The sequence below is a fragment of the Paenarthrobacter sp. PPS72 genome, assembly GCF_048537125.1.
GTDB classification, from domain to species: Bacteria; Actinomycetota; Actinomycetes; order Actinomycetales; family Micrococcaceae; genus Arthrobacter; species Arthrobacter nitroguajacolicus_E.
Genome location: NZ_JBLYIE010000008.1, coordinates 1 through 24,410, shown reverse-complemented (window position 1 = coordinate 24,410; position 24,410 = coordinate 1). Strand labels below are relative to the sequence as shown.

At 61.1% G+C, this 24,410-nt stretch carries 31 protein-coding genes and 1 tRNA gene; 14 read left to right on the top strand and 18 right to left on the bottom strand.

Translation table 11 applies throughout. The annotated features are described in order from the left end of the window. Positions 1–77: 77 nt before the first annotated feature. From ACLRGI_RS05360 to ACLRGI_RS05350, 3 genes are all read right to left on the bottom strand, one after another. The gene (locus ACLRGI_RS05360; RefSeq protein WP_089593814.1) at positions 78–1,160 is read right to left on the bottom strand and encodes an ABC transporter ATP-binding protein; all 1,083 of its coding nucleotides are present in this window, start codon (positions 1,158–1,160) and stop codon (positions 78–80) included. A gap of 206 nt (positions 1,161–1,366) precedes the next feature. After that, the gene (otsB, locus tag ACLRGI_RS05355) at positions 1,367–2,164 is read right to left on the bottom strand and encodes a trehalose-phosphatase (protein ID WP_419200623.1); all 798 of its coding nucleotides are present in this window, start codon (positions 2,162–2,164) and stop codon (positions 1,367–1,369) included. Continuing rightward, positions 2,154–3,656, bottom strand: coding sequence for an alpha,alpha-trehalose-phosphate synthase (UDP-forming) (locus ACLRGI_RS05350; protein WP_419200622.1), 1,503 nt, complete (start codon positions 3,654–3,656; stop codon positions 2,154–2,156). The genes otsB and ACLRGI_RS05350 overlap by 11 nt, the downstream gene beginning before the upstream one ends. 175 nt (positions 3,657–3,831) lie before the next feature. Between ACLRGI_RS05350 and ACLRGI_RS05345 the strand changes: the two genes are divergently transcribed. The 3 genes from ACLRGI_RS05345 (at position 3,832) to ACLRGI_RS05335 (ending at position 5,222) form a co-directional block, all read left to right on the top strand. Next, positions 3,832–4,710 carry a DsbA family protein gene (locus tag ACLRGI_RS05345; protein WP_419200621.1) on the top strand — a complete coding sequence of 293 codons (879 nt, stop codon included), beginning with the start codon at positions 3,832–3,834 and terminating at the stop codon, positions 4,708–4,710. 178 nt (positions 4,711–4,888) lie between these two features. After that, a tRNA-Thr gene (locus ACLRGI_RS05340) sits at positions 4,889–4,965 on the top strand. A gap of 47 nt (positions 4,966–5,012) precedes the next feature. Next, positions 5,013–5,222 (top strand): hypothetical protein, encoded by a 210-nt coding sequence (locus ACLRGI_RS05335; protein WP_419200620.1) that lies wholly within the window; start codon positions 5,013–5,015, stop codon positions 5,220–5,222. Positions 5,223–5,779: 557 nt separating this feature from the next. Here ACLRGI_RS05335 and ACLRGI_RS05330 read toward each other — a convergent pair. Further along, entirely contained in the window at positions 5,780–6,193 is a 414-nt protein-coding gene (locus tag ACLRGI_RS05330; protein WP_419200619.1) for a hypothetical protein, read from the bottom strand. A 505-nt stretch (positions 6,194–6,698) separates the two neighbouring features. Between ACLRGI_RS05330 and ACLRGI_RS05325 the strand changes: the two genes are divergently transcribed. Together ACLRGI_RS05325 and ACLRGI_RS05320 are read left to right on the top strand one after the other, a co-directional pair. After that, positions 6,699–6,995, top strand: a complete 297-nt coding sequence (locus ACLRGI_RS05325; RefSeq protein ID WP_419200618.1) for a helix-turn-helix domain-containing protein — start codon at positions 6,699–6,701, stop codon at positions 6,993–6,995. Next, positions 6,976–7,395 (top strand): hypothetical protein, encoded by a 420-nt coding sequence (locus ACLRGI_RS05320; RefSeq protein WP_419200617.1) that lies wholly within the window; start codon positions 6,976–6,978, stop codon positions 7,393–7,395. The genes ACLRGI_RS05325 and ACLRGI_RS05320 overlap by 20 nt, the downstream gene beginning before the upstream one ends. A gap of 17 nt (positions 7,396–7,412) precedes the next feature. Here ACLRGI_RS05320 and ACLRGI_RS05315 read toward each other — a convergent pair whose 3' ends face one another. Further along, complete coding sequence (locus ACLRGI_RS05315) at positions 7,413–8,198, bottom strand: hypothetical protein (protein ID WP_419200616.1); 786 nt, start codon at positions 8,196–8,198, stop codon at positions 7,413–7,415. Continuing rightward, on the bottom strand, positions 8,195–9,175 hold the full coding sequence (locus tag ACLRGI_RS05310) for an ArsR family transcriptional regulator (protein ID WP_419200615.1): 981 nt from the start codon (positions 9,173–9,175) through the stop codon (positions 8,195–8,197). Before ACLRGI_RS05310 ends, ACLRGI_RS05315 begins: the two co-directional genes overlap by 4 nt. A gap of 195 nt (positions 9,176–9,370) precedes the next feature. Here ACLRGI_RS05310 and ACLRGI_RS05305 point away from each other — a divergent pair, with 195 nt between their 5' ends. Beyond that, a complete protein-coding gene (locus ACLRGI_RS05305) occupies positions 9,371–10,228 on the top strand; it encodes a hypothetical protein (RefSeq protein WP_419200614.1) in 858 nt (285 codons plus the stop codon). 435 nt (positions 10,229–10,663) lie between these two features. On the opposite strand, the gene ACLRGI_RS05300 is transcribed toward ACLRGI_RS05305, so the two are convergent. After that, on the bottom strand, positions 10,664–10,864 hold the full coding sequence (locus ACLRGI_RS05300) for a hypothetical protein (RefSeq protein ID WP_419200613.1): 201 nt from the start codon (positions 10,862–10,864) through the stop codon (positions 10,664–10,666). 99 nt (positions 10,865–10,963) lie between these two features. Between ACLRGI_RS05300 and ACLRGI_RS05295 the strand changes: the two genes are divergently transcribed. Then, positions 10,964–11,179 carry a hypothetical protein gene (locus ACLRGI_RS05295; RefSeq protein ID WP_419200612.1) on the top strand — a complete coding sequence of 72 codons (216 nt, stop codon included), beginning with the start codon at positions 10,964–10,966 and terminating at the stop codon, positions 11,177–11,179. Between the two features lie 194 nt (positions 11,180–11,373). Next, the gene (locus ACLRGI_RS05290) at positions 11,374–12,369 is read left to right on the top strand and encodes a PASTA domain-containing protein (RefSeq protein ID WP_419200611.1); all 996 of its coding nucleotides are present in this window, start codon (positions 11,374–11,376) and stop codon (positions 12,367–12,369) included. 23 nt (positions 12,370–12,392) lie between these two features. On the opposite strand, the gene ACLRGI_RS05285 is transcribed toward ACLRGI_RS05290, so the two are convergent. Both ACLRGI_RS05285 and ACLRGI_RS05280 read right to left on the bottom strand, forming a co-directional pair. Further along, positions 12,393–12,749 carry a hypothetical protein gene (locus ACLRGI_RS05285; protein WP_419200610.1) on the bottom strand — a complete coding sequence of 119 codons (357 nt, stop codon included), beginning with the start codon at positions 12,747–12,749 and terminating at the stop codon, positions 12,393–12,395. 17 nt (positions 12,750–12,766) lie between these two features. Beyond that, positions 12,767–13,189, bottom strand: a complete 423-nt coding sequence (locus ACLRGI_RS05280) for a hypothetical protein (RefSeq protein WP_419200609.1) — start codon at positions 13,187–13,189, stop codon at positions 12,767–12,769. Here ACLRGI_RS05280 and ACLRGI_RS05275 point away from each other — a divergent pair. Next, on the top strand, positions 13,188–13,535 hold the full coding sequence (locus ACLRGI_RS05275; RefSeq protein WP_419200608.1) for a hypothetical protein: 348 nt from the start codon (positions 13,188–13,190) through the stop codon (positions 13,533–13,535). The two genes, ACLRGI_RS05280 and ACLRGI_RS05275, sit on opposite strands and share 2 nt — an antisense overlap. A gap of 45 nt (positions 13,536–13,580) precedes the next feature. Here the strand turns inward: ACLRGI_RS05275 and ACLRGI_RS05270 are convergent, their stop codons facing one another. From ACLRGI_RS05270 to ACLRGI_RS05250, 5 genes are all read right to left on the bottom strand, one after another. Then, positions 13,581–13,733, bottom strand: a complete 153-nt coding sequence (locus ACLRGI_RS05270; RefSeq protein WP_419200607.1) for a hypothetical protein — start codon at positions 13,731–13,733, stop codon at positions 13,581–13,583. A gap of 85 nt (positions 13,734–13,818) precedes the next feature. Continuing rightward, on the bottom strand, positions 13,819–14,127 hold the full coding sequence (locus tag ACLRGI_RS05265; protein ID WP_419200606.1) for a hypothetical protein: 309 nt from the start codon (positions 14,125–14,127) through the stop codon (positions 13,819–13,821). A gap of 397 nt (positions 14,128–14,524) precedes the next feature. After that, positions 14,525–14,935, bottom strand: coding sequence for a DUF2306 domain-containing protein (locus ACLRGI_RS05260; RefSeq protein ID WP_419200605.1), 411 nt, complete (start codon positions 14,933–14,935; stop codon positions 14,525–14,527). 30 nt (positions 14,936–14,965) lie between these two features. Beyond that, the gene (locus tag ACLRGI_RS05255) at positions 14,966–15,619 is read right to left on the bottom strand and encodes a DedA family protein (protein WP_419200604.1); all 654 of its coding nucleotides are present in this window, start codon (positions 15,617–15,619) and stop codon (positions 14,966–14,968) included. Positions 15,620–15,766: 147 nt separating this feature from the next. Next, complete coding sequence (locus ACLRGI_RS05250) at positions 15,767–16,000, bottom strand: hypothetical protein (RefSeq protein ID WP_419200603.1); 234 nt, start codon at positions 15,998–16,000, stop codon at positions 15,767–15,769. Between the two features lie 104 nt (positions 16,001–16,104). On the opposite strand from ACLRGI_RS05250, the gene ACLRGI_RS05245 reads away from it, so the two are divergent. Together ACLRGI_RS05245 and ACLRGI_RS05240 are read left to right on the top strand one after the other, a co-directional pair. Then, positions 16,105–16,725, top strand: a complete 621-nt coding sequence (locus tag ACLRGI_RS05245) for a dihydrofolate reductase family protein (RefSeq protein WP_419200602.1) — start codon at positions 16,105–16,107, stop codon at positions 16,723–16,725. 128 nt (positions 16,726–16,853) lie between these two features. Further along, the gene (locus ACLRGI_RS05240) at positions 16,854–18,518 is read left to right on the top strand and encodes a RecQ family ATP-dependent DNA helicase (RefSeq protein ID WP_419200601.1); all 1,665 of its coding nucleotides are present in this window, start codon (positions 16,854–16,856) and stop codon (positions 18,516–18,518) included. A gap of 91 nt (positions 18,519–18,609) precedes the next feature. On the opposite strand, the gene ACLRGI_RS05235 is transcribed toward ACLRGI_RS05240, so the two are convergent. Further along, positions 18,610–19,533 (bottom strand): NAD(P)H-hydrate dehydratase, encoded by a 924-nt coding sequence (locus ACLRGI_RS05235; protein ID WP_419200600.1) that lies wholly within the window; start codon positions 19,531–19,533, stop codon positions 18,610–18,612. Continuing rightward, entirely contained in the window at positions 19,511–20,296 is a 786-nt protein-coding gene (locus ACLRGI_RS05230; protein ID WP_419200599.1) for a histidine phosphatase family protein, read from the bottom strand. The genes ACLRGI_RS05235 and ACLRGI_RS05230 overlap by 23 nt, the downstream gene beginning before the upstream one ends. A gap of 124 nt (positions 20,297–20,420) precedes the next feature. Between ACLRGI_RS05230 and ACLRGI_RS05225 the strand changes: the two genes are divergently transcribed. Continuing rightward, positions 20,421–21,716: an NAD(P)/FAD-dependent oxidoreductase gene (locus ACLRGI_RS05225; protein WP_419200598.1), complete on the top strand. Its 1,296-nt coding sequence runs from the start codon at positions 20,421–20,423 to the stop codon at positions 21,714–21,716. On the opposite strand, the gene ACLRGI_RS05220 is transcribed toward ACLRGI_RS05225, so the two are convergent. Further along, positions 21,702–21,986 carry a DUF3040 domain-containing protein gene (locus ACLRGI_RS05220; protein WP_419200597.1) on the bottom strand — a complete coding sequence of 95 codons (285 nt, stop codon included), beginning with the start codon at positions 21,984–21,986 and terminating at the stop codon, positions 21,702–21,704. The two genes, ACLRGI_RS05225 and ACLRGI_RS05220, sit on opposite strands and share 15 nt — an antisense overlap. Before the next feature lie 247 nt (positions 21,987–22,233). Here ACLRGI_RS05220 and ACLRGI_RS05215 point away from each other — a divergent pair, with 247 nt between their 5' ends. Further along, positions 22,234–22,695, top strand: coding sequence for a GatB/YqeY domain-containing protein (locus tag ACLRGI_RS05215; protein WP_419200596.1), 462 nt, complete (start codon positions 22,234–22,236; stop codon positions 22,693–22,695). A 33-nt stretch (positions 22,696–22,728) separates the two neighbouring features. Here ACLRGI_RS05215 and ACLRGI_RS05210 read toward each other — a convergent pair whose 3' ends face one another. After that, the gene (locus ACLRGI_RS05210) at positions 22,729–23,460 is read right to left on the bottom strand and encodes a DUF72 domain-containing protein (RefSeq protein WP_419200595.1); all 732 of its coding nucleotides are present in this window, start codon (positions 23,458–23,460) and stop codon (positions 22,729–22,731) included. Positions 23,461–23,563: 103 nt separating this feature from the next. Here ACLRGI_RS05210 and ACLRGI_RS05205 point away from each other — a divergent pair, with 103 nt between their 5' ends. After that, the gene (locus tag ACLRGI_RS05205) at positions 23,564–24,388 is read left to right on the top strand and encodes a TrbL/VirB6 family protein (protein ID WP_419200594.1); all 825 of its coding nucleotides are present in this window, start codon (positions 23,564–23,566) and stop codon (positions 24,386–24,388) included. Positions 24,389–24,410 lie beyond the last annotated feature (22 nt).

The following is a 24,410-nucleotide window of genomic DNA, read 5'->3' as shown; positions in this document are numbered from 1 at the left end:
GGCCCGACCGGGAGGGGTCGGGCCGCTATCAAAATGCGGAACGTACAGACGCGTCAGCGCCAGGGTGCCGGTGTGGACTAGTCGCCCAGGCGGAGACCGGTCTTGGTGTCGAACAGGTGCACGTGGCCGGACTGCGGACGAACAAAGATGGACTCGCCCTTCATCGGGGGGCGACGACCATCGACGCGGGCAACGATGTCGTGGCTCTTGCCATCAAGGATGGTGTGGCCGTAGACGTAAGCGTCAGCGCCGAGTTCTTCCACGACGTCGACCTCAACCTGCAGGCCTTCGCCGTTGCCCACCGTCTCGAGGTCTTCCGGACGCGAACCGACCGTGACGGTCTGGCCGTGAGCCTCTTCGAGGATGTTGCGCGGCACGGGGTAAACCGTTCCACCGAACTGGACACCGCCGTCGACGACGGGCAGTTCCAGCAGGTTCATGGCCGGGGAACCAATGAAGCCTGCAACGAAGACGTTCTGCGGACGGTCGTAAAGGTTGCGCGGGGTGTCAACCTGCTGCAGAAGACCATCCTTCAAAACAGCAACGCGGTCACCCATGGTCATGGCCTCGACCTGGTCGTGGGTCACGTAAACGGTGGTGACACCGAGGCGACGGGTCAGGGATGCGATCTGCGTACGGGTCTGGACGCGGAGCTTGGCATCAAGGTTGGAAAGCGGCTCATCCATGAGGAAGACCTGCGGGTTACGAACAATGGCGCGACCCATGGCAACACGCTGGCGCTGACCACCGGAGAGTGCCTTCGGCTTGCGGTCAAGGTATGCCTCGAGGTCAAGAAGCTTGGCGGCTTCGCGGACACGCTCTGCGCGCTCTTCCTTGGATACGCCGGCGATCTTCAGGGCGAAGCCCATGTTGTCCGCAACGGTCATGTGCGGGTACAGGGCGTAGTTCTGGAAGACCATTGCGATATCGCGGTCCTTCGGCGGAACGTCCGTGACGTCGCGGTCGCCGATCAGGATGCGGCCTGCGTTGACGTCCTCAAGGCCTGCGAGCATGCGCAGCGAGGTGGACTTACCGCAACCGGAGGGTCCAACAAGGACCAGGAATTCGCCATCGGCGATGTCGATGTTGAGCTTATCGACGGCGGGCTTATCTGTGCCCGGGTACAGACGCGTAGCGTTATCAAAAGTAACTGTAGCCACAGTTATCAATCCCTTCACCGGCAGGTACGTGCCGGACGATCCGTTGTGAATGGTTCATTTTCTTCAGTTGAACTCCCCGGCCAATGGCCGGGGAGGATCGCGTGACGCCGCACGGTACTGTGCGTCACATCACATCCAAGAGTATGTCAGACTTTTGGACGAACTACCTAAATGTTACAAACGTCACATGTTGCGCTGGTCACTCACTAGGCCTCGGCGGTGACCCTGCGACGTTCCCGCAGCAAGGCCTCCAGCAACTCCGCCACGTGCACCGGCGCTTCCACCCGATACTGCGCCTGGGTGAAGTCCAGCCCTACCTTGATGCCAACATCGTCACCCATCAGCCGGCCCAGCGCGTCCTCGTCAGTGACGTCATCACCGGCGAACAGGATGGCCGTAGCACCGGTCGCCTGACGGAGGAACTCAACGGCCTCACCCTTGGATGCGTGGACCACTGAGGTCTCCAGCACCCGCTTGCCTGTCTTGAGGTAGACATCCGGATGCTCGCGGAGCACCCGCATCGCGGCCTCGACGGCGTCCTCGGCAACGTCGTCGTCGGCCATCCTGGTATGGAGGACGACGCCGGCAGGTTTGTCCTCGAGCAACGTCCCCGGAGCGATGTTCACGATTTCCGCAAGAACCTCACGGACCGCGGCCAGCTTCAGCCGCTGGTCTTCGTCCAGTTCCAAGCCCAAGGACCCTTCGCCGAGCCAGACCTCAGCACCATGGCTGCCGATGAGCAGCGTATCGGCCGGAGGCGAGGCGACCAGCTGCAGACTATCCAGTGCGCGACCGGAGATGAGGGCCGTCGTCGTGCGTGGAAGCTGTGCAAGAGCCTCCAGCGCCGCGGCGGAACGGGGCAGGGGACGTGCATCCTCCGCATGGTCGACGATGGGGGAGAGTGTGCCGTCGAAGTCGAGGGCCACCAAGAGGTGCTCCGTTCCGGAGATGCGCCGGACGGCGTCCAGCAATTCCGGTGACAGGGTGAGGTTCTCAGCTGTCATCACGCACCACCTTCTCTTCCAATGCTGCCAGGAACTCAGCTGACCAATGATCCACATCGTGATCCAGGATCTGCTTGCGCATCAGCTTCATGCGGCGGCGGGCTTCCTTGGGCGGGAGGTTTACGGCGCGCAGGATGGCCGACTTGAGGCCGTCAATATCGTGTGGGTTGATCAGGAGCGCTTGCTTGAGCTGGTCGGCTGCGCCGGCGAACTCGCTGAGTACCAGAGCGCCATCGTCATCCGACCGCGCCGTGACATACTCCTTCGCCACCAGGTTCATGCCATCGCGCAGGGCGGTTACCAGCATGACGTCCGCTGCAAGGTACAGCGCGACCATTTCCTCTACGGGATAGCTGTGGTGCAGATAGCGCACGGCCGTGTTCTGGATGGTGTCGTAGGTGCCGTTGATGTGGCCGACGGTACCTTCGATCTCCTCGCGCAGCAGCCTGTACTGTTCCACGCGTTCGCGGCTGGGGCTCGCCACCTGGATCAGGGTTGCGTCCTCCACCTTGATGCTGCCTTCGCGGAGCAGTTCCTCGAAGGCCTTGAGGCGGTGGCCGATGCCTTTGGTGTAATCCAACCTGTCAACACCCAACAGGATGGTTTTGGGATCACCCAGGTCCTTGCGGATCTGCTTGGCCCGCTCAATGATGTCCGGCCTTGCCGCGAGCTCGCGGATCTGGTCAACGTCAATGGAGATGGGGAACGCCTGCGCCCGGGCAATGTGAGTGACTTCACCGTCCGGGCCCTTGACGTGAACCTGCTGCTGCTTGACGCTGGCACCCAGGAAGCGGCGTGCCGAGCGCATGAAGTTGCCGGCGTCGCTGGGGCGCTGGAAGCCCAGGAGGTCCGCGCCCAGCAAACCGTCAATGATTTCCCGGCGCCATGGGAGCTGCGCGAAGATCTCCGGTGGAGGGAAGGGAATGTGGTTGAAGAAGCCGATCTTCAGGTCGGGCCGGGCCTCGCGGAGCATCCGCGGAACCAGCTGGAGCTGGTAGTCCTGGACCCAGACAGTGGCGCGATCGGCGGCGTGGCGAATGACGGCGTCGGCGAACTTCTTGTTGACCTGGCGGTACGAATCCCACCACGTACGGTGGAACTCCGGCGGTGCGATGACATCGTGGTAGAGCGGCCAGATGGTGGCGTTGGAGAAGCCCTCGTAGTACAGCTCCACCTCGTGGCTGCTGAGCTGAACCGGGACCAGGTCCATGCCTTCATGGCTGAACGGGCGCACAGTCTCATCGGGTGCGCCATGCCAGCCCACCCACGCGCCGTCGGACTTTGTCATCATTGGCGCGAGTGCCGTGACCAGGCCGCCGGGCGAACGACGCCAGCCATCTCCGCCGTCGTCGTTTCCGTCGCTGCTGCACCGGTCCACGGGCAGCCGGTTGGAAACCACCATGAAATCGAAGGTGCTCGCCGTGGGCTTCTTGGTTGGAGAAGCCTTGGCACTTTGATCGGTGGTGAGTTTTTCGCTTGCCAAATCCTGCATTAATGCTCCCTGGGGTTGCTGTGACTCAACTCCCAGCCTACTAGCGGAATCTTCACGGGCACTTGATCGTTCAACAACCGGGCGCGAGGTGTGGGCAAACCTTCAAGTTTGCTCCCGTAAACTGACCCCGTTGCCCTAGCTATGCCACTATGACGTCGAATACCCCGAGGAACTGATGAGCCCCGCAAACGAACCACGCCTGTCCAAGGCCGAAAAGACCGCCCAGGCGCGGGAGAAAGCGCGTGCAATCCGCGAAGAGCAGCTGAAGAAGGAGAAGCGCAACAAGCTTCTTGTCGGCTGGGGAATCGTGGCGGCCGTGGTGGTCATCATCACCGTAATCGCCTTCGTGTTCATAGGAAATGCTCAGAACAACGCACCCGTAGCTGATCAGGGGCCAACGCCGGCCAACGGCAACGTTCACGGCGGCATCACGCTGCTGACCAACACCGAAGTTGTGAAATCCGAGCCTGCCAGCGTCAACGTGGCAGATGTGCCGGCTCCCCTTGCTACCAAACCGGCTACCGTTACGGTTCCCGCTGGCGAAGCCGAAGCAGGCAAGCCGGTCAAGGTTGTTGCCTACATCGACTTCATCTGCCCTGCCTGCAAGCAGTTCGAAACCGCTTATGGAGAGTCGCTCACGAATCTCCGCAACGAAGGCAAGATCTCCCTTGAGTACCGCGCTTTGGGCTTCCTGGACCGCCAATCCACCACCAACTACTCATCCCGCGCAGCCAACGCTGCTGCCTGTGTAGTGAACTCTTCGCCCGAAAAGTACGCGGAATTCTTCGACCTGCTCTTCGAACGCCAGCCGGCCGAAGGCGGAGCAGGCATCTCCGACAATGACCTCAAGAAGATGGCCACCGAAATCGCCGCAGCCAACATCGACTCCTGCATCGACAGCAAGCAGTTCCGTCCGTGGGTGAAGGTTGCCACGCAGGAAGCCGCGGCGATCGGCATCACAGGTACTCCTACCGTGTTTGTGGATGGCAAGCAGTGGGACGGCAGGTCCGACCTGAACGCCGAGATCCAAGCGGCAAGTGACGCCAAGGGCTAACCTTTTGTCATTCACGACGGCGGCCGGTCACCCTTTGCGGGTGGCCGGCCGCTGTTGCTTTATGGCTTTTGACTCGCCGCTCTCAACGGCTGCCCGGCGGCGAATTTCGTTGACGGGGATGGTCTGGGCTAACCTTATCTAGCGCTGTTTCGCGCTTTGCTTCGGGTAACCGGAGCGCGCCTCCTTAGCTCAGTTGGCCAGAGCACCGCTCTTGTAAAGCGGGGGTCGTCGGTTCGAATCCGACAGGGGGCTCCACGAACCCCTCCATTCCGGCGATTTTGCCCGGAACGGAGGGGTTTTTCGTGTCTGAAATGCAGGGCACTACACGTTTACTGCACGCTTTCAAGAAGCCATTCGACACCAGCGGGCTCCTCTGCTGCATAGAAGGAGCCATGCAGCCAGGCAACAAGACCTTGGGACGGCAACGGACCGAGGCCAACGCAAGGGAGTTAAGGGACATCCGTAGTGCCGCCGGCACGCTTCGACCGATTTCGGCGGACGGGACCGTCTGATGGGAAGGTCCACCCTGCCGATTGGCACTGGGGGAACCATCAGCGCCACGAAGGATGAAACGACCGGAAAGTGGCGGGCCAGTTGTAGGTTCCGCGGCTGGGACGGTGTCACCCGGACGTATAGTAAGTTCGGTTCGACTAAGGGCAAGGTCACAACCGCGTTGCTGGCGTCCATGAAGGAACGCCAGGAGCGAGCGGGTCAAGTCGCAGCTAACCCCACTTTGAACGTTGTGGCAGGAAACTGGCTCGCAAGCATTGAGGTTCCTAAGGTCGTCGTCGACTCCAAAGGGGATATGGTTGCGACTGATAACACGAGCGGAATCCGACGCCAGACCGGGGACCAATACGACGGGCTGTTCGAACGGCTCATCAAACCGGCGCTCGGCGCACTCAAGATAAACGAGGTCACTACCTCCACGTGTGACACCTTTCTGAGGTCCTTAGTTGTGGACGGAAAGGGGCATACGAATGCTCGAGGCCGCGTGGGCACGTATAGGCTTCTGACTGGGCTTGTTCTCTCAGGCGTTGATATTCAGCCTGCCATCCCCTTTAGTGGGTCACTTTGCGGGGTATTCCCATTCGAGGCCGCTGGGCCAACCAGGATCGGAATAGACGACAGTGCCGGACGGCGAAGAAACGTCCAGGACGACCTTTCCTGTTGCCTTCTCGCCCGGACCGATCTCGTTTGGCAGCTCCTCAACGTCGTCCAGGCACAGGATCGATGATGTTGTCTGTGGCCGTCCGTTCTGGGTAGTGCCGTTGGCAGCGATTATTTTCCAGCCGGTCGAGTACATACCCCACTTCTTGTCGCCGTCTTCGAGAAGGCCTGGCGCCGCTTCCAAGTCAATGGTGAGAACTACGAAGTGGCCATTCTCTGCAGGCCGAGGCGATGTGGCGGTGCAACCAGGATCTACGTCTATGGCCCTGACCGTGAGGTTCACCATCGGTTTGAAACTCTTGGGTGTGTTCACGACCGAGGTTTCGCCGATGTGCTTGATCAAATTCCCGCGAACCGACACCGGTGGACCGCTGACATGCTGGGTGGGTGAACCGCTTGCAGAGAGCGACGGTGCGGTCGAACTAACTGTTCCTCCGGCGGTTGGGATAGGGCTGGCCGACGGTGCTGACTGGGGCGGTCCGCTGCAGCCAGCAAGCAGGAGGGCTGTGAGACCGAGTATTCCAAGAGCTGATGATTTCACGACGGACCTCGTATCGTCTGCGGTATTCATAGGCTACGCCGAGGCTTTTGGAAGCTCCAGAGGCAGGTTGTGCGCAGGTAGAAGGATGTTCGTTCGGTCTCCTCAAACCCTGCGGAAAGTGCTCGCATGGAGAACAACGGGAGGCAAGAATTTCGCGCAGGGTAACAAAGTGCTGCAAAACCCCAACTATTGACACATATCCCCACAACGGTATGGATTAGCGTCAGAATCCTCGTTCAACTGTTGTCACTAAGCCCTGCGACTGTAGGTTTAGTGTATGCAGCACCTGAACGCGATGGCCGTCGCGGAGGTCGGTGACAGGCTCGGCATCACCCGCGCCTCAGTTCATGACCTGCTCGACTCTGGCCAGTTGACGGCCAGTGGTCGCCCTGGCCGTCAGTTGCTCATCGATCGTTCGTCGGTGGAGCGCCTGGCCGTGGCAGGCACCCGTCGTGGCCGCGTGTGGACGGCCAAGACTGCCTGGGCTGCATTGGCGCTGGTCTCTGGTCTCTGGTCAGAACCCTATCTGGATCAGCGCTTCGGGGAAGTCCCGGTTGAACACTCGACTGCGTGAGCTGGACGCCGACGCCGTTCGTGTTCTTTCTCGGAACAAGGACAAAACCCACCGCTTTCGGGCGACCCCGGACGGGCTGGCCGCACTCAATGACCACCTGATCCCCAGTGGTGCCTCGGCAATGCGCGAGGAATCCATTGCCGGGACCTCCGGGATGGTCGGCGGAAGTGGGACTACCGAAGGCTATGTCATGGCCGGCGACGTGTCCGCACTAGCGGACGCGTTCGGCCTGGTTGAAGATCCCGACGGCAGCGCCATCATTCATGAAGTCGATTTGGATGAACCCTTCGCCGACGGCCGGGCGCCGGTGGCAGCCATCGCCGTGGACCTCATGGACTCACTGGCAACCCGTGAACGCAGCGCCGGACAACGCGTCATCAACGAACTGCTCCATATCTAAACCTGAAAAGTCCATCCTTATGGTTTGGCGGGTGCAGGGATATGCTTCCTGATCAAGGCGGCTAATCTGGCCGGCGACTGCAGCGCTTTCAATTGTTGAATCCCTTTGCCGCGGGACAGTGTGACGATTTGATGGAGTGCGGCAGCGGCATCTTTCCGTGTCCCTTTAGCTGCTAACCGGTCATTGCCGTATCCCCACTTGCTCAGGGAGTCCTTGTGCTCTTGGACGATCTCCAGTAGTGAAGATATGTCGACAAGGTCTTTTGGAGCTCCTCGTGATTTCCAGGCAAGGGCCTTCAAGATCAGGGCTGCCTCAACGTCGGGCACAGGGACGATGAAATGTAGGTCGCCGTCTTCGTGTAGAAGTACTCTCACTTCAACTGCGAGGTGACTCGCGCTGAAGGCGAATCCAAGGCCGGGTATGGCATCGAATCCACGATCGTTGAGGATCTCCGGCTCACCGACGGTGCCATGGGGCACAAGCAGATCGATTTGCATCGGCCCACTACCGTTGTCGCGGAGGTACTGGTTGCCTCTGGTCGATCGATAGCCTTGCTCTAGCAAACGGAAGTGCAAGTCCTGGCCAGCAGCTGTCGCTCGCTGAATGCCGGCATCGGCGTCGGCGGTACTGCGCTCGATAGCAGCGGTGGTCGGGTAGACGTGTATAAGCAGTTGGACCATGTGCCCGCCCACAATGCGGTATTCCTTCAATTTCAAGCCCTTTGCGGCTTCGGCGACGTCGGCCAGAGCCCGATACCCAAGGTTTGCTGCGTTTGATGTGGAGATGACGTTGATGGTCTTCATCGGGCAGCTTTCGCCACGATGACCTTGCGGAGCTGGTCAGCTGCCTCTTGGCTATCGACCGCATCCCCGGCGATGACGTCACTGAGCGCGATCAACGGGTCGGCCAGAGGGATCACCTCCGAGCGGCGCGCCAGCGACGCCGTGGCCCACAACGTGAAGTCTTCAGGGACGGTGGTGATAAGCGTTGCTTCCTCCGGGGACGCGGGGGCGAAGCCGGCATCAGTGAAGTCAACGGCTTCAAGGAGGTACACGATGGCGCTGTCCGGCAGCCGCCAGGGCGCGTAAAAGTCCGCCGCAGCGTCCCCGGAGACCAAAGGTGATGCGCCCAGCTCAGTGGCGTATTCGGCGGCCTTCTTGGCTTGCTCAGCCGTGGATTCCAGCCCATACCAATAGGACGTCACACCCCGGGGCCCGGGGTAATTGGCGAGCAACCACGTGACGATGGCGTCAACGTCGTGGGCGTGCCAGCCCCACTGATCCCGATCGACGAAAGACTCCAGCGTTTTCAGGTGCTTGTTCACTGCGGGCTGGCTGATGCCGGCGGCTGCTGCCAATTCCTGCTGGGTTCGCGGCCCGTCGGCGAGGGCCAGTGCACGCAGCAGTGCCCACCGACCCCACGGCGCCCGCCCATGGGTCTTCTCCCCGGCTTCGGGCTTATGCCGTGGTTCCAGGCGCTGAACGCCACCGATGATGACGGAGACCGGTGCGATGGTAATCAGGTCGACCTTGTCCTGGAGAGCCGCTTCGGTGAGTCGTTCGGTTGGCCGGAACGTGACAATCAGCGTCCGAGCCTCCCGTTCAAGGATGGCCCGAAGCTTGCTGGGTGTTGGGGGAGTGGATGTGAGCTGTACCTTCACTTCCCGGACGCTGTGGTCCGGGAGCGTCAGAGATAAGGCGTCGAGGTTTCCGCCCGTGATCCGCACGTCCGCTTCGCGCAACAGCAACATGGCCTGCGAGAGGATCAGGTTCTGTTGCATTTCGTTTATCCATAACCTAGGTTGCGTTGTCAAATAACCATAGCTGGAAAAACCTGACTTAGGTTATAAACGTTCGAACAAAAGCGCGGTGGTCTGAAGCGGTTCCTCAGCCTCAGAAATTCTGAGCCGTGGAAGTTCAGCCAGAATGGGGAGCCTTACGACTTCGAGGACACCTCCAAGTACGAGGAGCCGAAGATGACGGGCCGGTTCACCCATGAGATGCTCGTCGACTACTGCCGGCATCTGGGACTGGAACCCTTCGAGGATGACTTCTACGTCCCGTCCGGACGCGCCGTGCTGATCGAGCTTTACGGCGATGCCCATGAGCGGGAGGGGCACACCTTGGCCGAAGCCAGGGCCGGCTACGAAGATCTCACCCGGCGGGTCTGCCGCGAACCCGTCGAATGGAAACAACTCACCCCCTCCGGTGAGTACCCGGCCTATGATGAGGCGTTCCCGATGACCGGGTACAAGCCCTTTGCCAAGCCGACCCCGTGGGATGATGCCCGGGCCGAGTTTGAGCAAAGCCTGAAGCGGTACAGCTCCCACCCGGTGGAGGTTTCCCTTAGTGTCGGCCTCGAAGATCACGGGACCCTCGTTTACCCGCTGTTCGAGATCACTAATCCGCGACACGATGTTTCGGTAGCCCCGACACTGCTTGAAGCACCCGCAGCGGTCCGCGAGTACATTGCGGCGCTCATCGGCGTCCGGCACGAGGAGTTCAACGGTAAGTCCGTCTACGACGCGTTCTATCCGAACAGGAAGCAGATGGCAGTCATCCGGAAGCTGTACAAGGACGATGGCCTGTATCCGTTCCACCAGCCATCCGACGGCGTCTACTTCACGCTGGCACTGGACAAGATGATCCGCATGACGACCGACCTGAGGCTCACATCCGATCTCGTGGACTGGCAAAATGCCCTTGCCCAGGCGGGCCCCAAGGAGCTGGCTGCACCGGACAAACGAAGCCACTCCATATCTTGGGACTTCCGTTTGCACATCCAGGAGAAGGAGGACACCATCTGGAACGCCGAACTCGACGACCGAGCTTGACCGGGAAGAGGCCGTGGTGGGTAGAAACGCCAACTGCCGTGGAAGGGCTCTCTGATCTTCAGCGCTGTGGTCATGATGGCCGTGGTCTCCGTCATGGTTTTTGTGCCGACGGATCAAGTGCGGCTGGAGATCGGGGCTCTCATCGCAGGCCTGGTCGCAGGCGCCTACACAACGCGGTTTGGGTTCCCCCGCCAGTGGATGGGAGCCGTTTTTCTCCTATTGTTCGTAGTGATCTGATTCCTCCTCGGCGAGTCCGGATACGCATGGTTCGGAGGGTTCCTCGCAGGAGCTTGGGCCGGAGTTGCTTGGGGCCGGGCTATTAGGAACCCGCTGCGACTTCGGCGGCGAAATGACCTCTCGGATGCTTGGCCTTGCAGCTCACGGCCACTGAGTTTCGAGGCTAGCGGCGGTTGGCGAGCGAAGTAGTGACCATGGCTACCACTGACCTGTGGTGTGCTCGGCCCAGTATGTGGCCCTGCGGACGGCTTCGCTCCCGAGCAGCCACCACAGAACGGCGGCGGCCAGGCAGATCACGACGACGACAGACCCGGCGATGCCCCGGAGCACGTTGCGGGGCCGGGCGAACACTGAGTAACCGGCCACCAAAGCTGCCAGTGCTGGCACAGTGACGGACACGGCCACGACCGTTCGGCGGAACGGGATCTGTCCCCGTAGTACGCGGCGGAGTGCTGGCCGGCCGCAAGATCGAACCCGGCCCACCAAGCCCAGGAGGTCGTGAAAACCGTCAGGATCATCAACCCAATGCCCAACCATCCGCTGCCGGTGACTCGTGGGACGCCTCGCTTCGGTCTCGCGCTTGTGCTGTTCGTGGAAGGCGTCATCCCCAGGACCTGTCCGGATCCGCGATCTTCTCTTATGTCGAAGGCGGCAGCCGGTATCGTGGCCCTCGCCGGACTGGTCTTCATGGCGGTCTTCCTGTGGCCGAGGTAGAGCCGCATTGACGCGCTTGTAGCCAAGCTGATGAGAAGCTACCTAGCGCCAAAATGGGTTTGTGAACTCCTAGGCGCCGTGCCCTTCGCGCCATAGGATGAAGCACACATTGGCGGCCAGGGCCGCTTGCAGCCACCTTAGGTGCCGGTCGTTCCGATGAGCGGGCTGGACTAGGCAAGGAGTGTGTCGGGACGATGAAGCGCTTAGTGGCATTGGTTCTGACAGCGATAGTGGTGGTCACGCTGGCGGCTTGCTCCGGGCCGGAACAGCAGCAGATCCAGGCTTCTCCCACTCAAACCACTGCCACTCCAAGTCAAAAACCGGCGATCGTCGTGCCGGACGTCGTAGGAAAGACCTACATGGAAGCCAGTGAGCTTCTCTCCAAAGCCGGATTCAGGACGCCCGTGCCGCACGGAAGTGACGGTGTTCGCTGGGACAGGGCTCTCCCTGACAAAATAGTAGCGGTTGTATCGACCGAACCGGCTGCTGGTGCCAAAACGAACGAGGAAACCATCAAGGTCATCCTCAACCGCACGGAAGCGGAACAACTGGCCGCCCAGGATGCCGCCATGGCGGCGGCACGGCTCGTGAACAGGTACAAATTCACCTGCAGCGAGGGTACGGGGACGCCTGCCACCTATCGCTCATACAAGGAAGTTTGGGCAAGCCCTCATTACGCCGGGGGCCGGTGCTCCATTGCCATCGACGGGCAGCAACCGTCCAAAAAGGTGGAGTTGCTTCCCAGCGAACAGGCGGTCGTCGACGTCGTTGCCTCCCATGGCGGCGATGTCAGTGCGCCCGCTGGGACATTCGGCAATGTCATGCTGATGTGCGCGAAGGTGGACCGCGACTTTGCAGATCAGTTCGTTGCCAGGATGGATTGGCGTCGCGCCGACGTTCAAGGGGCTCTCTCGATCTGCCCTGATGCTCCACACGCGGCGGTCTTTCAAGAAGTGCTGACCGCCGTCAAAGTCTCGGACGGCACGAAAGTCGTCGGCCAGACCATGGAGCCAGGAACCTACAAAACGAAACCCGGAGTCAAGGATTGCTACTGGGCACGGACGACCGGCGGCGGGGACATCATCGATAACAACTTCGTCGGCTTCGCACCAGACGGCGTCACAGTCACTGTGTATGCAGGGGAGGGCTTCATTTCCCAGCGATGTGGCGTGTGGACCAAGATCGGCTGAGGACGGCGGCCGCCGGTGTGACGTCAGGGCCCTTTGGCCAGCTTCTCCAGGATTTCGGCGGGTGGCTCCGGCGTTGGCCGGTCCTCAAGGATGACCACCCACACGATGCGGTGCTCATCCTCACAGGTGGTGGACGCCAGGGTTCCGATCGGTTCGGCAAGGGTGATCGCTATGTCCCGCGCGTAGCCCTCGATAGTGCCGTCCGCTGAGGCGGAAGTGAACTCGAACCGGTGGAACCGGTGACCCAAGATCGTGGTCGGATCGATGGTGCGGCGGTGCACTACGCAGGCGGCCGGTCTGTCCTCCCAGATGCCGATAATCTCGACGTCCACCGTCCAGTAGCGATCGACCACATCACCAATGTGCTGTACCAGGTGCATGGGGGAGTCAGCCTGTCTTAGAACTCGATGAGGTCGTCGATGGCCGCGTGCAACCAGGCGTCGAAGTCTTCGAATTCGCCTTGGGCCTCCCACTCGGGGGAGGCGAAATCGTGAACGATCGCAACCTTTTCAGTATCCAGATCCCAGCAGGCAGTGTCGTCGTTGTCCTGACGCCTGGCGAACAAGATCAGCCTTCGGTCGGGATAACGGTCGGCCAGGCCACGATTGTGTCGTCGAAGCTGATCACTGGTGAGGATCCACCACGGCTCCAATTCGAACAGTTCCAGTTCCACTAGCCGCAGCAGCCCCCGCGGGTAAACGAAGCCCTCGGGCAGCTCCTCAGCCGTCAACAGCAGCGGTGTCTGTGCCTCGGCGGCCGCTGTGCTCACTGCTTGGACTGCCAGCGGAGGGCCGTGGACTTTCTTCCGAAACAATCCCATGCTCAGAGGTAACCACAACTTGGCGCTGGATGCCGACTGCTACATTGATCTCGATGGGGCCGTACTGGGTACTCCCTGCACTCCTAAAGGAACCCTGGCGTGGAATGGCTCTCTGATCTTCAGCGCGGTAGTCGTGATGGCCGTGGTCTCCGTGACGGTCTTTGTGCCAACGGATCAGGTGCCGACAGAGATCCACGTTCTCATCGCAGGCCTGGTCGCAGGCGCCGACACAACGCGGTTTGGTTTTCCCCACCGGTGGATGGGTGCCGTCGTGCTCCATTTGTTTGTGGTGATCTGGTTCCTCCCCGAAGATGTCAGGATCCAGGTGGAGCGCCTGCGGGAATAGATAGAACAGCTCAGGGTCCCCTTCATCCAATCCGAAGACCATCCCTCAGGAGACCCAGTCGCGGCGCGCGAGCAGGCGCTGCATGACCTGGTTCGACAAATTGGTCGAGGTGAACAGCTTCGTATCCCGCTCCGTGGTCTCGACGTCACCCATGAGCAGTTGACCGATGCCGGCGTTCCGATGTTGCTCTCCGACCACGACGAGTTGTGTTCGCCGTCCAAGGAGCACTTGACCAGCTGGATACAGGGGGTCTCTGCCACGGCGGACTGGTCCTACCCGTCTTCTACTCTGGTCTGATCGATGAAAACTGGCTGATCCTCTGTCGCATCGCGGCTATCAGTGGGCGTGCAGCCAGAGCCCCTTCCTTCAAAGAACCAAGAAACTTACTGAAGCTGCCGTAGAAGCGGCCTACTCTGCCCCGGTTTTGCGTGAGTTCCCATGTCATTCGAATGAAGTGCACAGCCAGGACAACGATAAAGAGTGAGATCACGAGGCCAGCGATTGATGCGGCCACGATCATCACACCTGTGATGTGCACCAAGAGCACGGCAGTGATCACAACAGTGTGGGCGTCAAGAAGTTCCATATTCATTTCTCGTTATGTGGGATGGGTGGTGCTCGACCCGCCCCGCCGTTTGACTTGCGGTCCTGATAGCTTTTCTGAAGACTAGGCACATACGCGGGCCTGGGTTCGCAAAATCTTTCAGTTTGGGGGACTGATGGTGGGACAAAGACTGTTTGCGTGGCGGCGCCCGTTGTGGCCGATCACCGCTGCGATTACATTAGCGGACCTTGTCATATGGTTCCTGTTGGTCAATGGTGTTACGGGGGGTGACCCGGCACTGGGCAATGTCGCGTTTGTAGTAACAATCGCTTGGCTCGTTTTGGGGCAGTTCATTGGTCCAAAACTGGAGGCCGGCAAAGCCGGGGTCCAGAAGCCCGGGGATTAGCCGGCCCGGGGCCGCGAGCTGCGGCAGGCAGGAAAGCCGTCACCGGTGTGCTTTATTCAGCACAGGTTTCCGGCGCAACTGCATCAGCCCGGCCACCGTCAGCCCGGCAGTGAGGGCAAGGGCAGCTACCCAGAGAGTGAGGCCTGCAAGGTCGTGGACGGCCATTTGGGGGAGGCGACGATCCGGCACGGCGATGACGCCGATGAATGCTCCGACGAGTCCGAAGTAGCTGCCGGTCATAAAGCGTTGGTGTGCGGGGACATTGCCGCGGCGGACGGTCACCAGACCCATGGTCAGGGTGCAGAAGGTCAGCACGGAGAGGGCATGGAGCCAGTTGAATCCGCCGTCGATTGTCCTGATTCCGAAGGAGGTGAGGACCACACCGAAGATCAGGGCGTAACCCGCTGCGATGGCATGCAGCGCGATGAGTAGGGTCCACGTCGAAGGCATACGGCCAGCCTAGCGCCCCGGATCTTCAGGTCAGCTTGTGCTTTGCTTACGCTTCTTGACGCGGCGGATGATGAGCCACGCAATGAACGCGGCAAGCCCCGCGTACACCGCGTAATTGAGAAATCGTGAGTACTGGTCCACCAAGTGATATTGCTGACCGAGCAGTGCGCCTGCTCCAATAAGCAGGGCATTCCATACGCCGGTACCGGCAACCGTGAAGACGCTGAAAGTCATCAGATTCATGCGTTCGGCACCTGCAGGGAGGGAAATGAGGCTGCGAACCCCGGGTAGCAGCCGGCCAAAGAATATGGCTGATTTACCGTGGCGTTCGAACCAATCGGCCGCCTTCTCGAAATCCTCCCGATCGACCAGCGGCAGCTTTGATAGCAGTTTGATGGACCTCTCCAACCCCACCTTGTGTCCCAGCCAATACAGCAGCATTGCGCCGGCATAGGCCCCGAGGGTGCTGGTGACGAACACCAGGATTAGATTTATGCTTCCTTGCTGACTAAGGAAACCAGCCAGTGGGAGGATCACCTCACTGGGTATGGGCGGAAATACAGTTTCCAGAAGCGTCAGCAAGCCCACCCCCCATTCTCCAAGGGATTCGATGACCTGCGCCGCGATACCCACAATCCCGGTCAACTCATCGGCTGCAGCGGTCGCCTTGAGAAAGCTGATCATTCCTGGAGGACGCTCCTTTTAAAGCCTGAAACGGAACCGGACGGCGGCAAAGGGAAGCCCAGTGATGGGGGACCACTGGGCTTCCACCTCAACGCTATTCCCATTGGCCCGCACGGGCAATAAGCAATCTCAAGTGGGGCATTTTGGCTAAGCACCGTGCGGGCGCGCATGGGCATGGTGGCCGGAACGGACCTTCAGTGAGGATGGTCGAAAACGGTGGACGGCGCGCGGCTCACGCCTGGGGTGGCGGGGGTGGCGGGCTCTGGGCTTGTGCTCCTCCTCGGCGCGCGACGAGGGGAGCAGGGCTAGGGGCAGGATGGTGGCTCCGAGCCAGACAACCACGCCGAGAAGCACCAGAAGGATGGCTGAAGTGGGCTCCATGGAATAAGCATAGGCACAACGTACGCCTTTGATAAGTAGCCTGATTACCCTTCTGGTTCGGGCAGCATCCTTGACAAGCCCGAAGTGGCCGCGACACTGATTCCATGTACAGGAACAGCCGCGTTTCAGCCCAGTTTTCCGTGTCCCTCGACGGATTCATCGCCCGTGAGGACGATCGAATCGGTCCGTTGTTCGATTGGTATGAGGCCGGATCCGTTGAAACCTGGATGCCCGGCCACCCAGTGCCGTTTCATCTCAGCGAAGCCGATGCCGCCTACTGGAAGTCGCTTCCGCGGGAGGGAGCGTTCATCTCGGGACGACGGATCTTCGATGCGGCAAGGGGGTGGGGCGGCCACCCGCCCAACGAATCACCAACAGTTGTTCTCACGCACCGCGAACCCCCGGCAGGCTGGCCCCCGGCCCGGCGGGACGGCAAACCGGCGCCGTTCGACTTCGTAGGGGACCTGGAATCAGCCCTGGAGCGTGCCTCCGAGCTCGCGGCGGGTAAGGAGATCGGCGTTGCCGGTGCGGACGTAGTGCAGCAGTGCTTGCGCCGCGGCGTGGTGGACGAACTCCGTGTTGACCTGGTCCCTGTACTGCTGGGCAGCGGAATACGCTGGTTCGGAGAACTGGAAACGGACATCATGCTCGATGATCCCGTGATCGTTCCAGGAACCCGTGTCACCCATCTTGTCTATCAGGTGCGCTCTGCGGGTCCGCGCTGATGCCAAACGTACGAGGTTATCCACAACCAGGCGGACAGCGTACGACGGCGGGTCCCCGCCCGCGCTAGGCTGGTCACCTCGGCTGATGCAAGTGGCCGCTGGAACCACAACGCGGAGCCACCTTTTTAATGTCCGATGACCTTGCCTTGACCGCCTTGGCGGCCTCTTCCTTTTCCCTGCCTGAGCTGCGCGAAGGCCAACTCGCCGGCATGACCGCCCTCGTTGAGGGGCGTGATGTCCTGGCTGTCATGCCCACCGGGTACGGAAAATCCGCTACCTATCAAGTCGCCGCGCTGCACCTTCACCAACAAACGGGCCGGCCCGCCGTCGTCGTTTCTCCCCTCATTGCCTTGCAGGAAGACCAACTGGACGGGTTGGCTGAGGACCTGGGTGAGGGCGCCGCCGTCGCCATCAATTCTTCCCGTAGCGATTCAGAGGTGGAGGCAGCCTGGCAGGCGGCGGAGGCCGGTAAGGCAATCTTCTTGTTCCTTGCCCCCGAGCAATTAGCCAAGCAGGAAACCGTGGAGCGGATCGCCAAGCTGGACATCACCATGTTCGTCGTGGACGAGGCACATTGCGTATCCTCCTGGGGACATGACTTCCGCCCGGATTACCTCGAACTGGGTAATGTCCGCGAACGCTTGGGTAACCCGCCGGTGGTAGCCCTCACCGCAACTGCGTCCCCACCAGTGCGTGATGAAATCGTGAAGCGACTCGGCATGACGGAGCCGCTGGTCCTGGTTCGCGGCTTCGACCGCCCCAACATCAGCCTCGATGTTGTCCGGCACCAAGAGGACAAAGGCAAGCGAAAAGCCGTAGTGGAACACGTTGCAGCGCTCGCCAAGGCGGAGGGGCTGGGGCTGCTGTATGCCGCTACACGCAAGGACACGGAGAAATACGCGGCCGAGCTGGCAGATCACGGTCTCCGTGCCGAGGCGTATCACGCAGGCCGGTCGGACACTGACCGGGAGAGCATCCATGAGCGTTTCCTGGACGACGAGCTGGACGTAGTGGTTGCCACTACCGCCTTTGGCATGGGCATTGACAAACCCGATGTCCGGTTCGTGGTGCACGCGGATATTCCGGAGTCCTTGGACTCTTACTACCAGGAGATCGGCCGTGCGGGCAGAGATGGCCAAGCGGCGTCCGCGATACTGCACTACCGTGCCGAGGACTTGGGGCTGCGTAAGTTCTTCGCCACCCACTCCCCGGACGCGGAGTCGCTCATGGCGGTTGTGAAAGTCATCAAGAATGCCGGTGCACCTGCTCCAAAGACCGCCCTTGTGGAACTCACCGGTTTCCCCGCTCGCCGTGTCACAGCATTGGTGAACCAGTTGGAGGAAGCCGGCGCCGTGACAACAGGTAAGCGCGGCGCCCGGCTTGGCTCCAAGGCCAAGCTGAGCACATTGGTGGACCGCGCCGTCGAACTGGCTGAGGCACGGCAACGTGTGGACCAATCCCGGCTCACCATGATGCGAGGTTATGCGGAGACCGATGCTTGCCGTCGCCAGTTCCTGTTGGGCTACTTTGGGGAGGACCTGCCGGAGCCCTGCCGCAACTGTGATGTATGCGCTGGAATTTCCGACGACGCCGGGCAGGGTTCCGCCGGGTATCCCACCTCAGATGCCGAGGACCTGTTCCCTTTGCAGTCCACGGTGATCCACAAAGAATGGGGTCCGGGCCTGGTAATGCGGCACGAGGACGACGTCATGACTGTCCTGTTCGAGCAGGAGGGCTACAAGACCCTCTCGCGTACCGCCGTCGTCGAGCATGAGTTGCTGAAGCCTGCTTAGGTGCCGGCCGGAGGCATCCCGGACTTTCCACGAAGACGCGCGACGATTGAGTGCTGCTTCCCTTGGTCCCCATGAGGGCAGCCTAGGGGAATCAGGTATTGAGCTCCAGCATGAGGGCGGGCAGTTCGTCAGCGAGTTCCCGGGCCAGGAAACCCAAGGGCCCGAGCTTGCTGGCCAGACGGTCGGCGGCGGCCGCGTGAAGATGGGTGCCCCAGCACGCGGCCTGGGCATCGCTGGTACCGCGCGCGCTGAGCCCCGCGATGGCCCCCGCCAAAACATCGCCGCTTCCCGACGTTCCCAGCCCGCCGTAACCCGTGGTGATCTTCCACAGAGTCGAGTCTTCCCTGGAACCGGGAGTCGCGATGTATCCCTGGCAACTCACCACTGCATCAAAGCGCCGGGCGACCTCAGCAACATCAGCCCCAAGATCCTCCACGTCCCTGCCCAGAAGAACTCCGGTTTCCGTGGGGTTCGGAGTCAGGATCAGCCGGCCACGCCACGGTCCCAACTCGTCCTCGATCTTCACCAACCCGCCCAAGGCGTAGGCATCAAGAACGAGGGCGGGAGCTCCGCCGTCGTCCGTCGCATCGCGGGACTCCTCCCGCTCCAGGAGCGCTCGCAGCAGCGATTCGGCGAGGTCGGGATCATCCAAACCCGGGCCGATCAGCACGGCGTCGGCCCGTTCCAAGTACGACGAGATCCGGTCCAATCCTTCACCTGTCACCGACCCTTCGGCGGTCTCCGGCAGGGCGATTGAGCCGCACTCCGGCAGCACAACTCCCACCTGCACCGCTACGGACTCGGCCACGGCCAAGGTAATTTTTCCCGCGCCCGCACGCAAGGCCGCAGTCCCGGCGAGCAAAGCCGCACCAGGGGTCGCCCGTGCTCCACCGATCACCAGCACTGCACCGCGAGAGTACTTGTCCTCTCCCGGCGCCGGCAGCGGCCAATCACGCAGAAGCGACGGTGTCACCAGTGTTGGCGCGCCGGAATCACTGTGGGTGGACACTGGCATCTCCCGCGTGTTCCGTGACAGTGACGCCCTGTTCGGTAAGGTGGTCAGCCACATTGAAGCTCTCCAGTTGCCAAGGCCCCGTTCCCGAAGGCCGCACGTACCGGGTGATGGAGGCATTCAGCACCGATGTAGTGGCCGCGAGGTCAAGTATTTCCTGCTCCGACATTCCCTCCAGAACATAGCGGACCAGCAGGATGACGGCGTCGTGGCAGACCAGCATCACCCGGTGCCCTGTACCCAGGGTGTTGAGCTCATCCAGGATTGAACGAAGGCGGAGTGCGACGTCGGCCCATGACTCACCGCCGGGCGGCCGGTAATACAGTTTGCCCAGCCACAGCCGCCTTTCGGCTTCGTCCGGATATCGGGTCTCCACGCCCAAACGTGTCAGCCGGTCCAAGATGCCCAGCTCCCGGTCGCGGAGACGTTCATCGCTGAGCACTTTCAAAGGCCAGCCAGCCGCCTCAACAGCAATTTCCGCGGTCTGCCGGGCCCGCGCATACGGGGAAGAGACAACAGCATCCGGGCGGAGCTCATCGGCGATCCGGGCCAGCGCCGTCCCCAGTGCTTTGGCCTGATCCCGTCCCGTGCCCGATAAGTTCACATCAGCGTCCCTGGCCGGAACATCGATCACTTCGGCTCCAGCCAATCGGGCCTCGGTCGCGGCCACGTTGCCTTCGCTCTCGCCATGCCGTATCAAGAGCAACTCCACAGCGCCGGCCTCCTGCACTGCGTTCGTCAGCCCATCCTCATTCACAAAGATCACCCTTCCGCGTGCGTTGCCGAATGCAGAACACTACCCACTGCGTACCCACAGGACCAGAAGATAAACGCTCGACGGCGGTCGCGAACCCCTGTTGTCCGGGCGTGGAGTGAAGTAAGTTGCTCGCATGGAGGACTCATACCCAGTCATCATTGTCGGTGCCGGATTCGCGGGCGTAGCAGCAGCCAAGGAGCTTGGTCGCAAGGGTGTTCGCGTCTTGCTGATCGACTCGAACAACTACCACCAGTTCCAGCCGCTTCTCTATCAAGTGGCGACCTCGCAAATCGGAGTGTCTGCCATCGCCAGGCCGCTTCGTTCGGTTTTCCGCCGCTACAAAACAGTGAAGGTTCTGACATCGAAGGTGGACGCCGTTAACGCCGCTGAACGGGTGGTTATAACTGCTGAGGGCCGAACTTTGCGGGCGGATGTCCTGGTCATCGCGGTTGGGGCGGTCCCGAACTTCTTCAATACCCCGGGCGCGGAAGAGCATGCCTTCCCGCTGTACTCGGTCACCGACGCCACGAGGCTTGGGACGGGCCTCACCCGGTTGTTGGACCAGGCTGACAGAAACCCCGACGAGTCTGTGAATGTTGTTGTGGTGGGAGGCGGGCCCACTGGTGTTGAAACGGCTGGGGCAATGGCCGAGAACGTCAAATACGTTGTGAGCAAGTACTTCTCCCCGGAGCTGGCGGCGCGGTGTCGGGTGCATCTGGTGGATATGGTCCCCAGTGTCCTGAACATGTTCTCCAAGAAATCCCAAAGCTACGCAACGGACCACCTGAAGAAGGTGGGAGTCCAACTGCACATGGGTGTGGGCGTGACTGAAGTCCGACAGGACGGGGTGACTTTGGCGGACGGGACTTCTGTACCTGGACAAATCGTGGTGTGGGCCGGGGGCCTCAAAGCGGGCGACCTCATTGCCGGTTCAGGTCTTGCGCAGGGGAAAGGTGGACGTATAGATGTCCGCCCCGACTTGACCGCCCCCGACGCCGAAGGCGTCTACGTTATTGGAGACGCAGCCAACATCACGGATTCAACGGGGGCAAAATTGCCGCAACTGGGCTCGGTGGCTCAACAGGCCGGGAAGTGGGCGGCCAAGAATATCCTCGCGGACCTCGGGGGAGGCAGCCGCACGCCCTTCCGCTACGTGGACAAGGGCTATATGGCAATGGTGGGGCGTGGCGCCGCAGTGGCAGAATTGGGCCGCAAGCGCCTCCAGTTGCAAGGCATCTTTGCCTTCCTGTCCTGGCTTTTGGTCCACCTCGCCCTGCTGTCCGGGCTCCAGCAAAAGATCCGGGCCTTGTTCTCCTGGCTCAACGGCTACCTCCTTCACAGCCCTGCGCAGGTGGTGGTCAGCGGACCGATTGAGAAGGAACCAACGGAACAGGATCCGCCAGGGGCGTTGCCTTCAAAGGAGTCTTGACGAGGACGCGTTTTTATATGTGCGGTGAGCCAAGATTCCGTGGCCGGCAAGGAGGATCCCGGCGAGGGCAAACGGGAACGCTTGCAGAGGGATGGCCAGCAGGATCAACAGCACTCCGACGGCGACGGTCAGGACGTCGCGGATGCGCGGTTGAACCGGCCCGCGTACCGGAACCCCGGATTCCAATTGCCGGGCCAGATCCGGGTCCTGGATAAAGAGTTCGCGCTCAAGCTGCTGAAGAACTTTGCGCTCCCTTTCTGAAAGTGGCATGGGAGTCCCCTCCTAAGCGCTAAGGCTCCTTTGTGCGGTTGGCGGGTCAGCTGGGTTTCCTGAATGATCCCGGATTTCCAGTGACTCGATAAGCTAAGCATGCTTACTATTCAGATCGCAAGCATGAATTTGGCTGTGGCAACGAACGGGCATTGCCGCCTGCTTGGATACCTCGGGGAGCGGGAGACCGGCTTGAGCGCCCAAGCTGGGAAGATGGCAGGAGGAATCCCGAACAAGGAGCAACATCATGACACTCAAAGAACGCTTGAAAGCCGACGTCGTTGATCACATGAAGGCCGGCAACAAGGTTGCCCTCACCACTGTCCGCAACGTCCTCGGCGAGATTGCTACCCGCGAGAAGTCCGGGAAGACCCCTGTAGAGCTGGACGACGCCCAGGTGACGTCACTGCTCCAAAAAGAAGCGGCCAAGCGTCGTGACACTGCCCGGATCTACACCGAGGCCGGCGAATCAGATCGTGCAGCCGCCGAAGTCGCCGAGGCTGAAATTATCGAAGCCTACCTGCCCAAAGCCCTCACCCGGGAAGAAGTAGAGGCAATCGTTGACGACGCCGTCGAGGCGCTGAAGGCTGATGGCCAAGAGCTCTCCATGCGCTCCATCGGAGCCGTCATGAAGCCCGTCACCGCCAAGGTTGCAGGACGTTTTGACGGCAAGACCGTCAGCGAGATCGTGCGGGGAAGACTGGCATAGCGTCCGGCCATCTACGCCTTGGGGTCAGCGAGCTCAGCTGACCCCAAGCAGCCACCGCAAAGTCTCAGCATTCTGCACGGCGTTACCACCGCCGTCGTTGTTGAAGTAGACGTACACGTCCTTGCCGGAACTGGCCCACTCCCGAATGCGGTCAGCCCACCATCGGAGATCCGCATCGGAGTACGAGCCGCCGTACAGGTGCTCATGGTCAGGGCCGTGCAGACGAACGTACACAAATGGTGCGGTGGCCCGGAGGATGCACGGCAAATGGGCGCCACTCATGATGCAGTAGGCGGCACCCCGGCGCTCCAGCAAGGCGTAAACGTCCGGGTGATCCCAAGTGTCATGGCGGAACTCGACGGCGATGCGAACCCACTGCGGAACGGTGGCCAGGAAGTAGTCGAGCCGGGCGTCGTCGCGTTGGAAATCCGGTGGTAGCTGGACCAGGAGTACAGCCCTTTTGTCGCCGAGTTCGTGCCAGCAACGGACGATCCGTTCCACCCAAACTTCCGGACTGTAAAGCTTTTTGCCGTGCGTGAGACCCCGCGGCGCTTTTACCGACATGGCAAAGCCGGCGGGGAGCCGCTCTCTCCAGCTCGCGAAGGAGGTGTCGCGCGGCCACCGGTAAAAACTTGCATTTAGCTCAACCGTGCTGAATCGCGCCGTGTAGTGGGCCAAACGCTTGGCCGCGGGAAGACCCGGGGGATACAGCACGTGCTCCCAGTGGTCGTAGCTCCAGCCTGAAGTGCCAATGTGGATGCCCATGGTGTGGATGGTAGCGGGTTATTCACATAAGCGATGGTTTGTTTGGGTGGCAATCCGGCACTGGCCTAGACTCGAAGGGCCAATTCCATTTGATGGGGGAACCATGGAGAAGCGGGTCAGTTCTGCTGCGCAAGAGACAAATGCCGATCAGCCCGACCCCAAGGTGCCGGGCCCTGTTCCACCGGAATGGCTGGGGAACGTGCTTGCCCTCGCCGCCTTCGCACTGATCGTCGTCGGGTCGATCATCCAGGGAGGGATCCTCCTGAGGGTTATCGGAACGCCGCTTCTCGTCTCCTTTTTTCTTTTCATTTTCCTGCGGAGATGGGCCAGCCGTACCAAGGGGTTTATCGGTCTCGCCGTTGTGCTTCTCGCCATGGTGGGCAGTTTCGGTTCCGCCGCGGGGATTCCTCTTCACGCCGTTCTTTCCCAAGTCATCGGCCCAGCCATGGCCATTGCGGCTGCCTGGTGTTTCCGCCAGCGCGCTCCTCTGACGCCCGCAGCCGTTGCGCGGTCCGGACCATCCTCCGCCGGGGCGCCGGGTGGGCTGCATAGCTCCATCGACGCCATGCAGAACATCACCGCGGTTCTTGTTGAACTGTTCCCCACCCTCCCACCGACGTGGTCTTCGGCCTGGCTGGAATTCAGGGAAATCGGCTCTCATCGTGAGTGCATCTTCAACGTGGAAACGGAAGGGGCACGGTTCACCACGGAAGTTCCAGCACACTTGGCTGACCGGATGTCTGAGGCGAGGAGCATCATGCGTGGACCCGGCGGCAATACGTGGTTCGCGGTGACGGTCACACTTAGCCCAGCGGATCCCGGGAGTTACCAAACCGAGTTCAACTATGACAAGGAACCAGAGTGGCTCACCGAGCCGACTAAGACCGAGTGCCTTAGCCTCGATCCACCGGTCGGGTTGAGGTTGTAGCGGCGTTTTAAACAGAGAATGC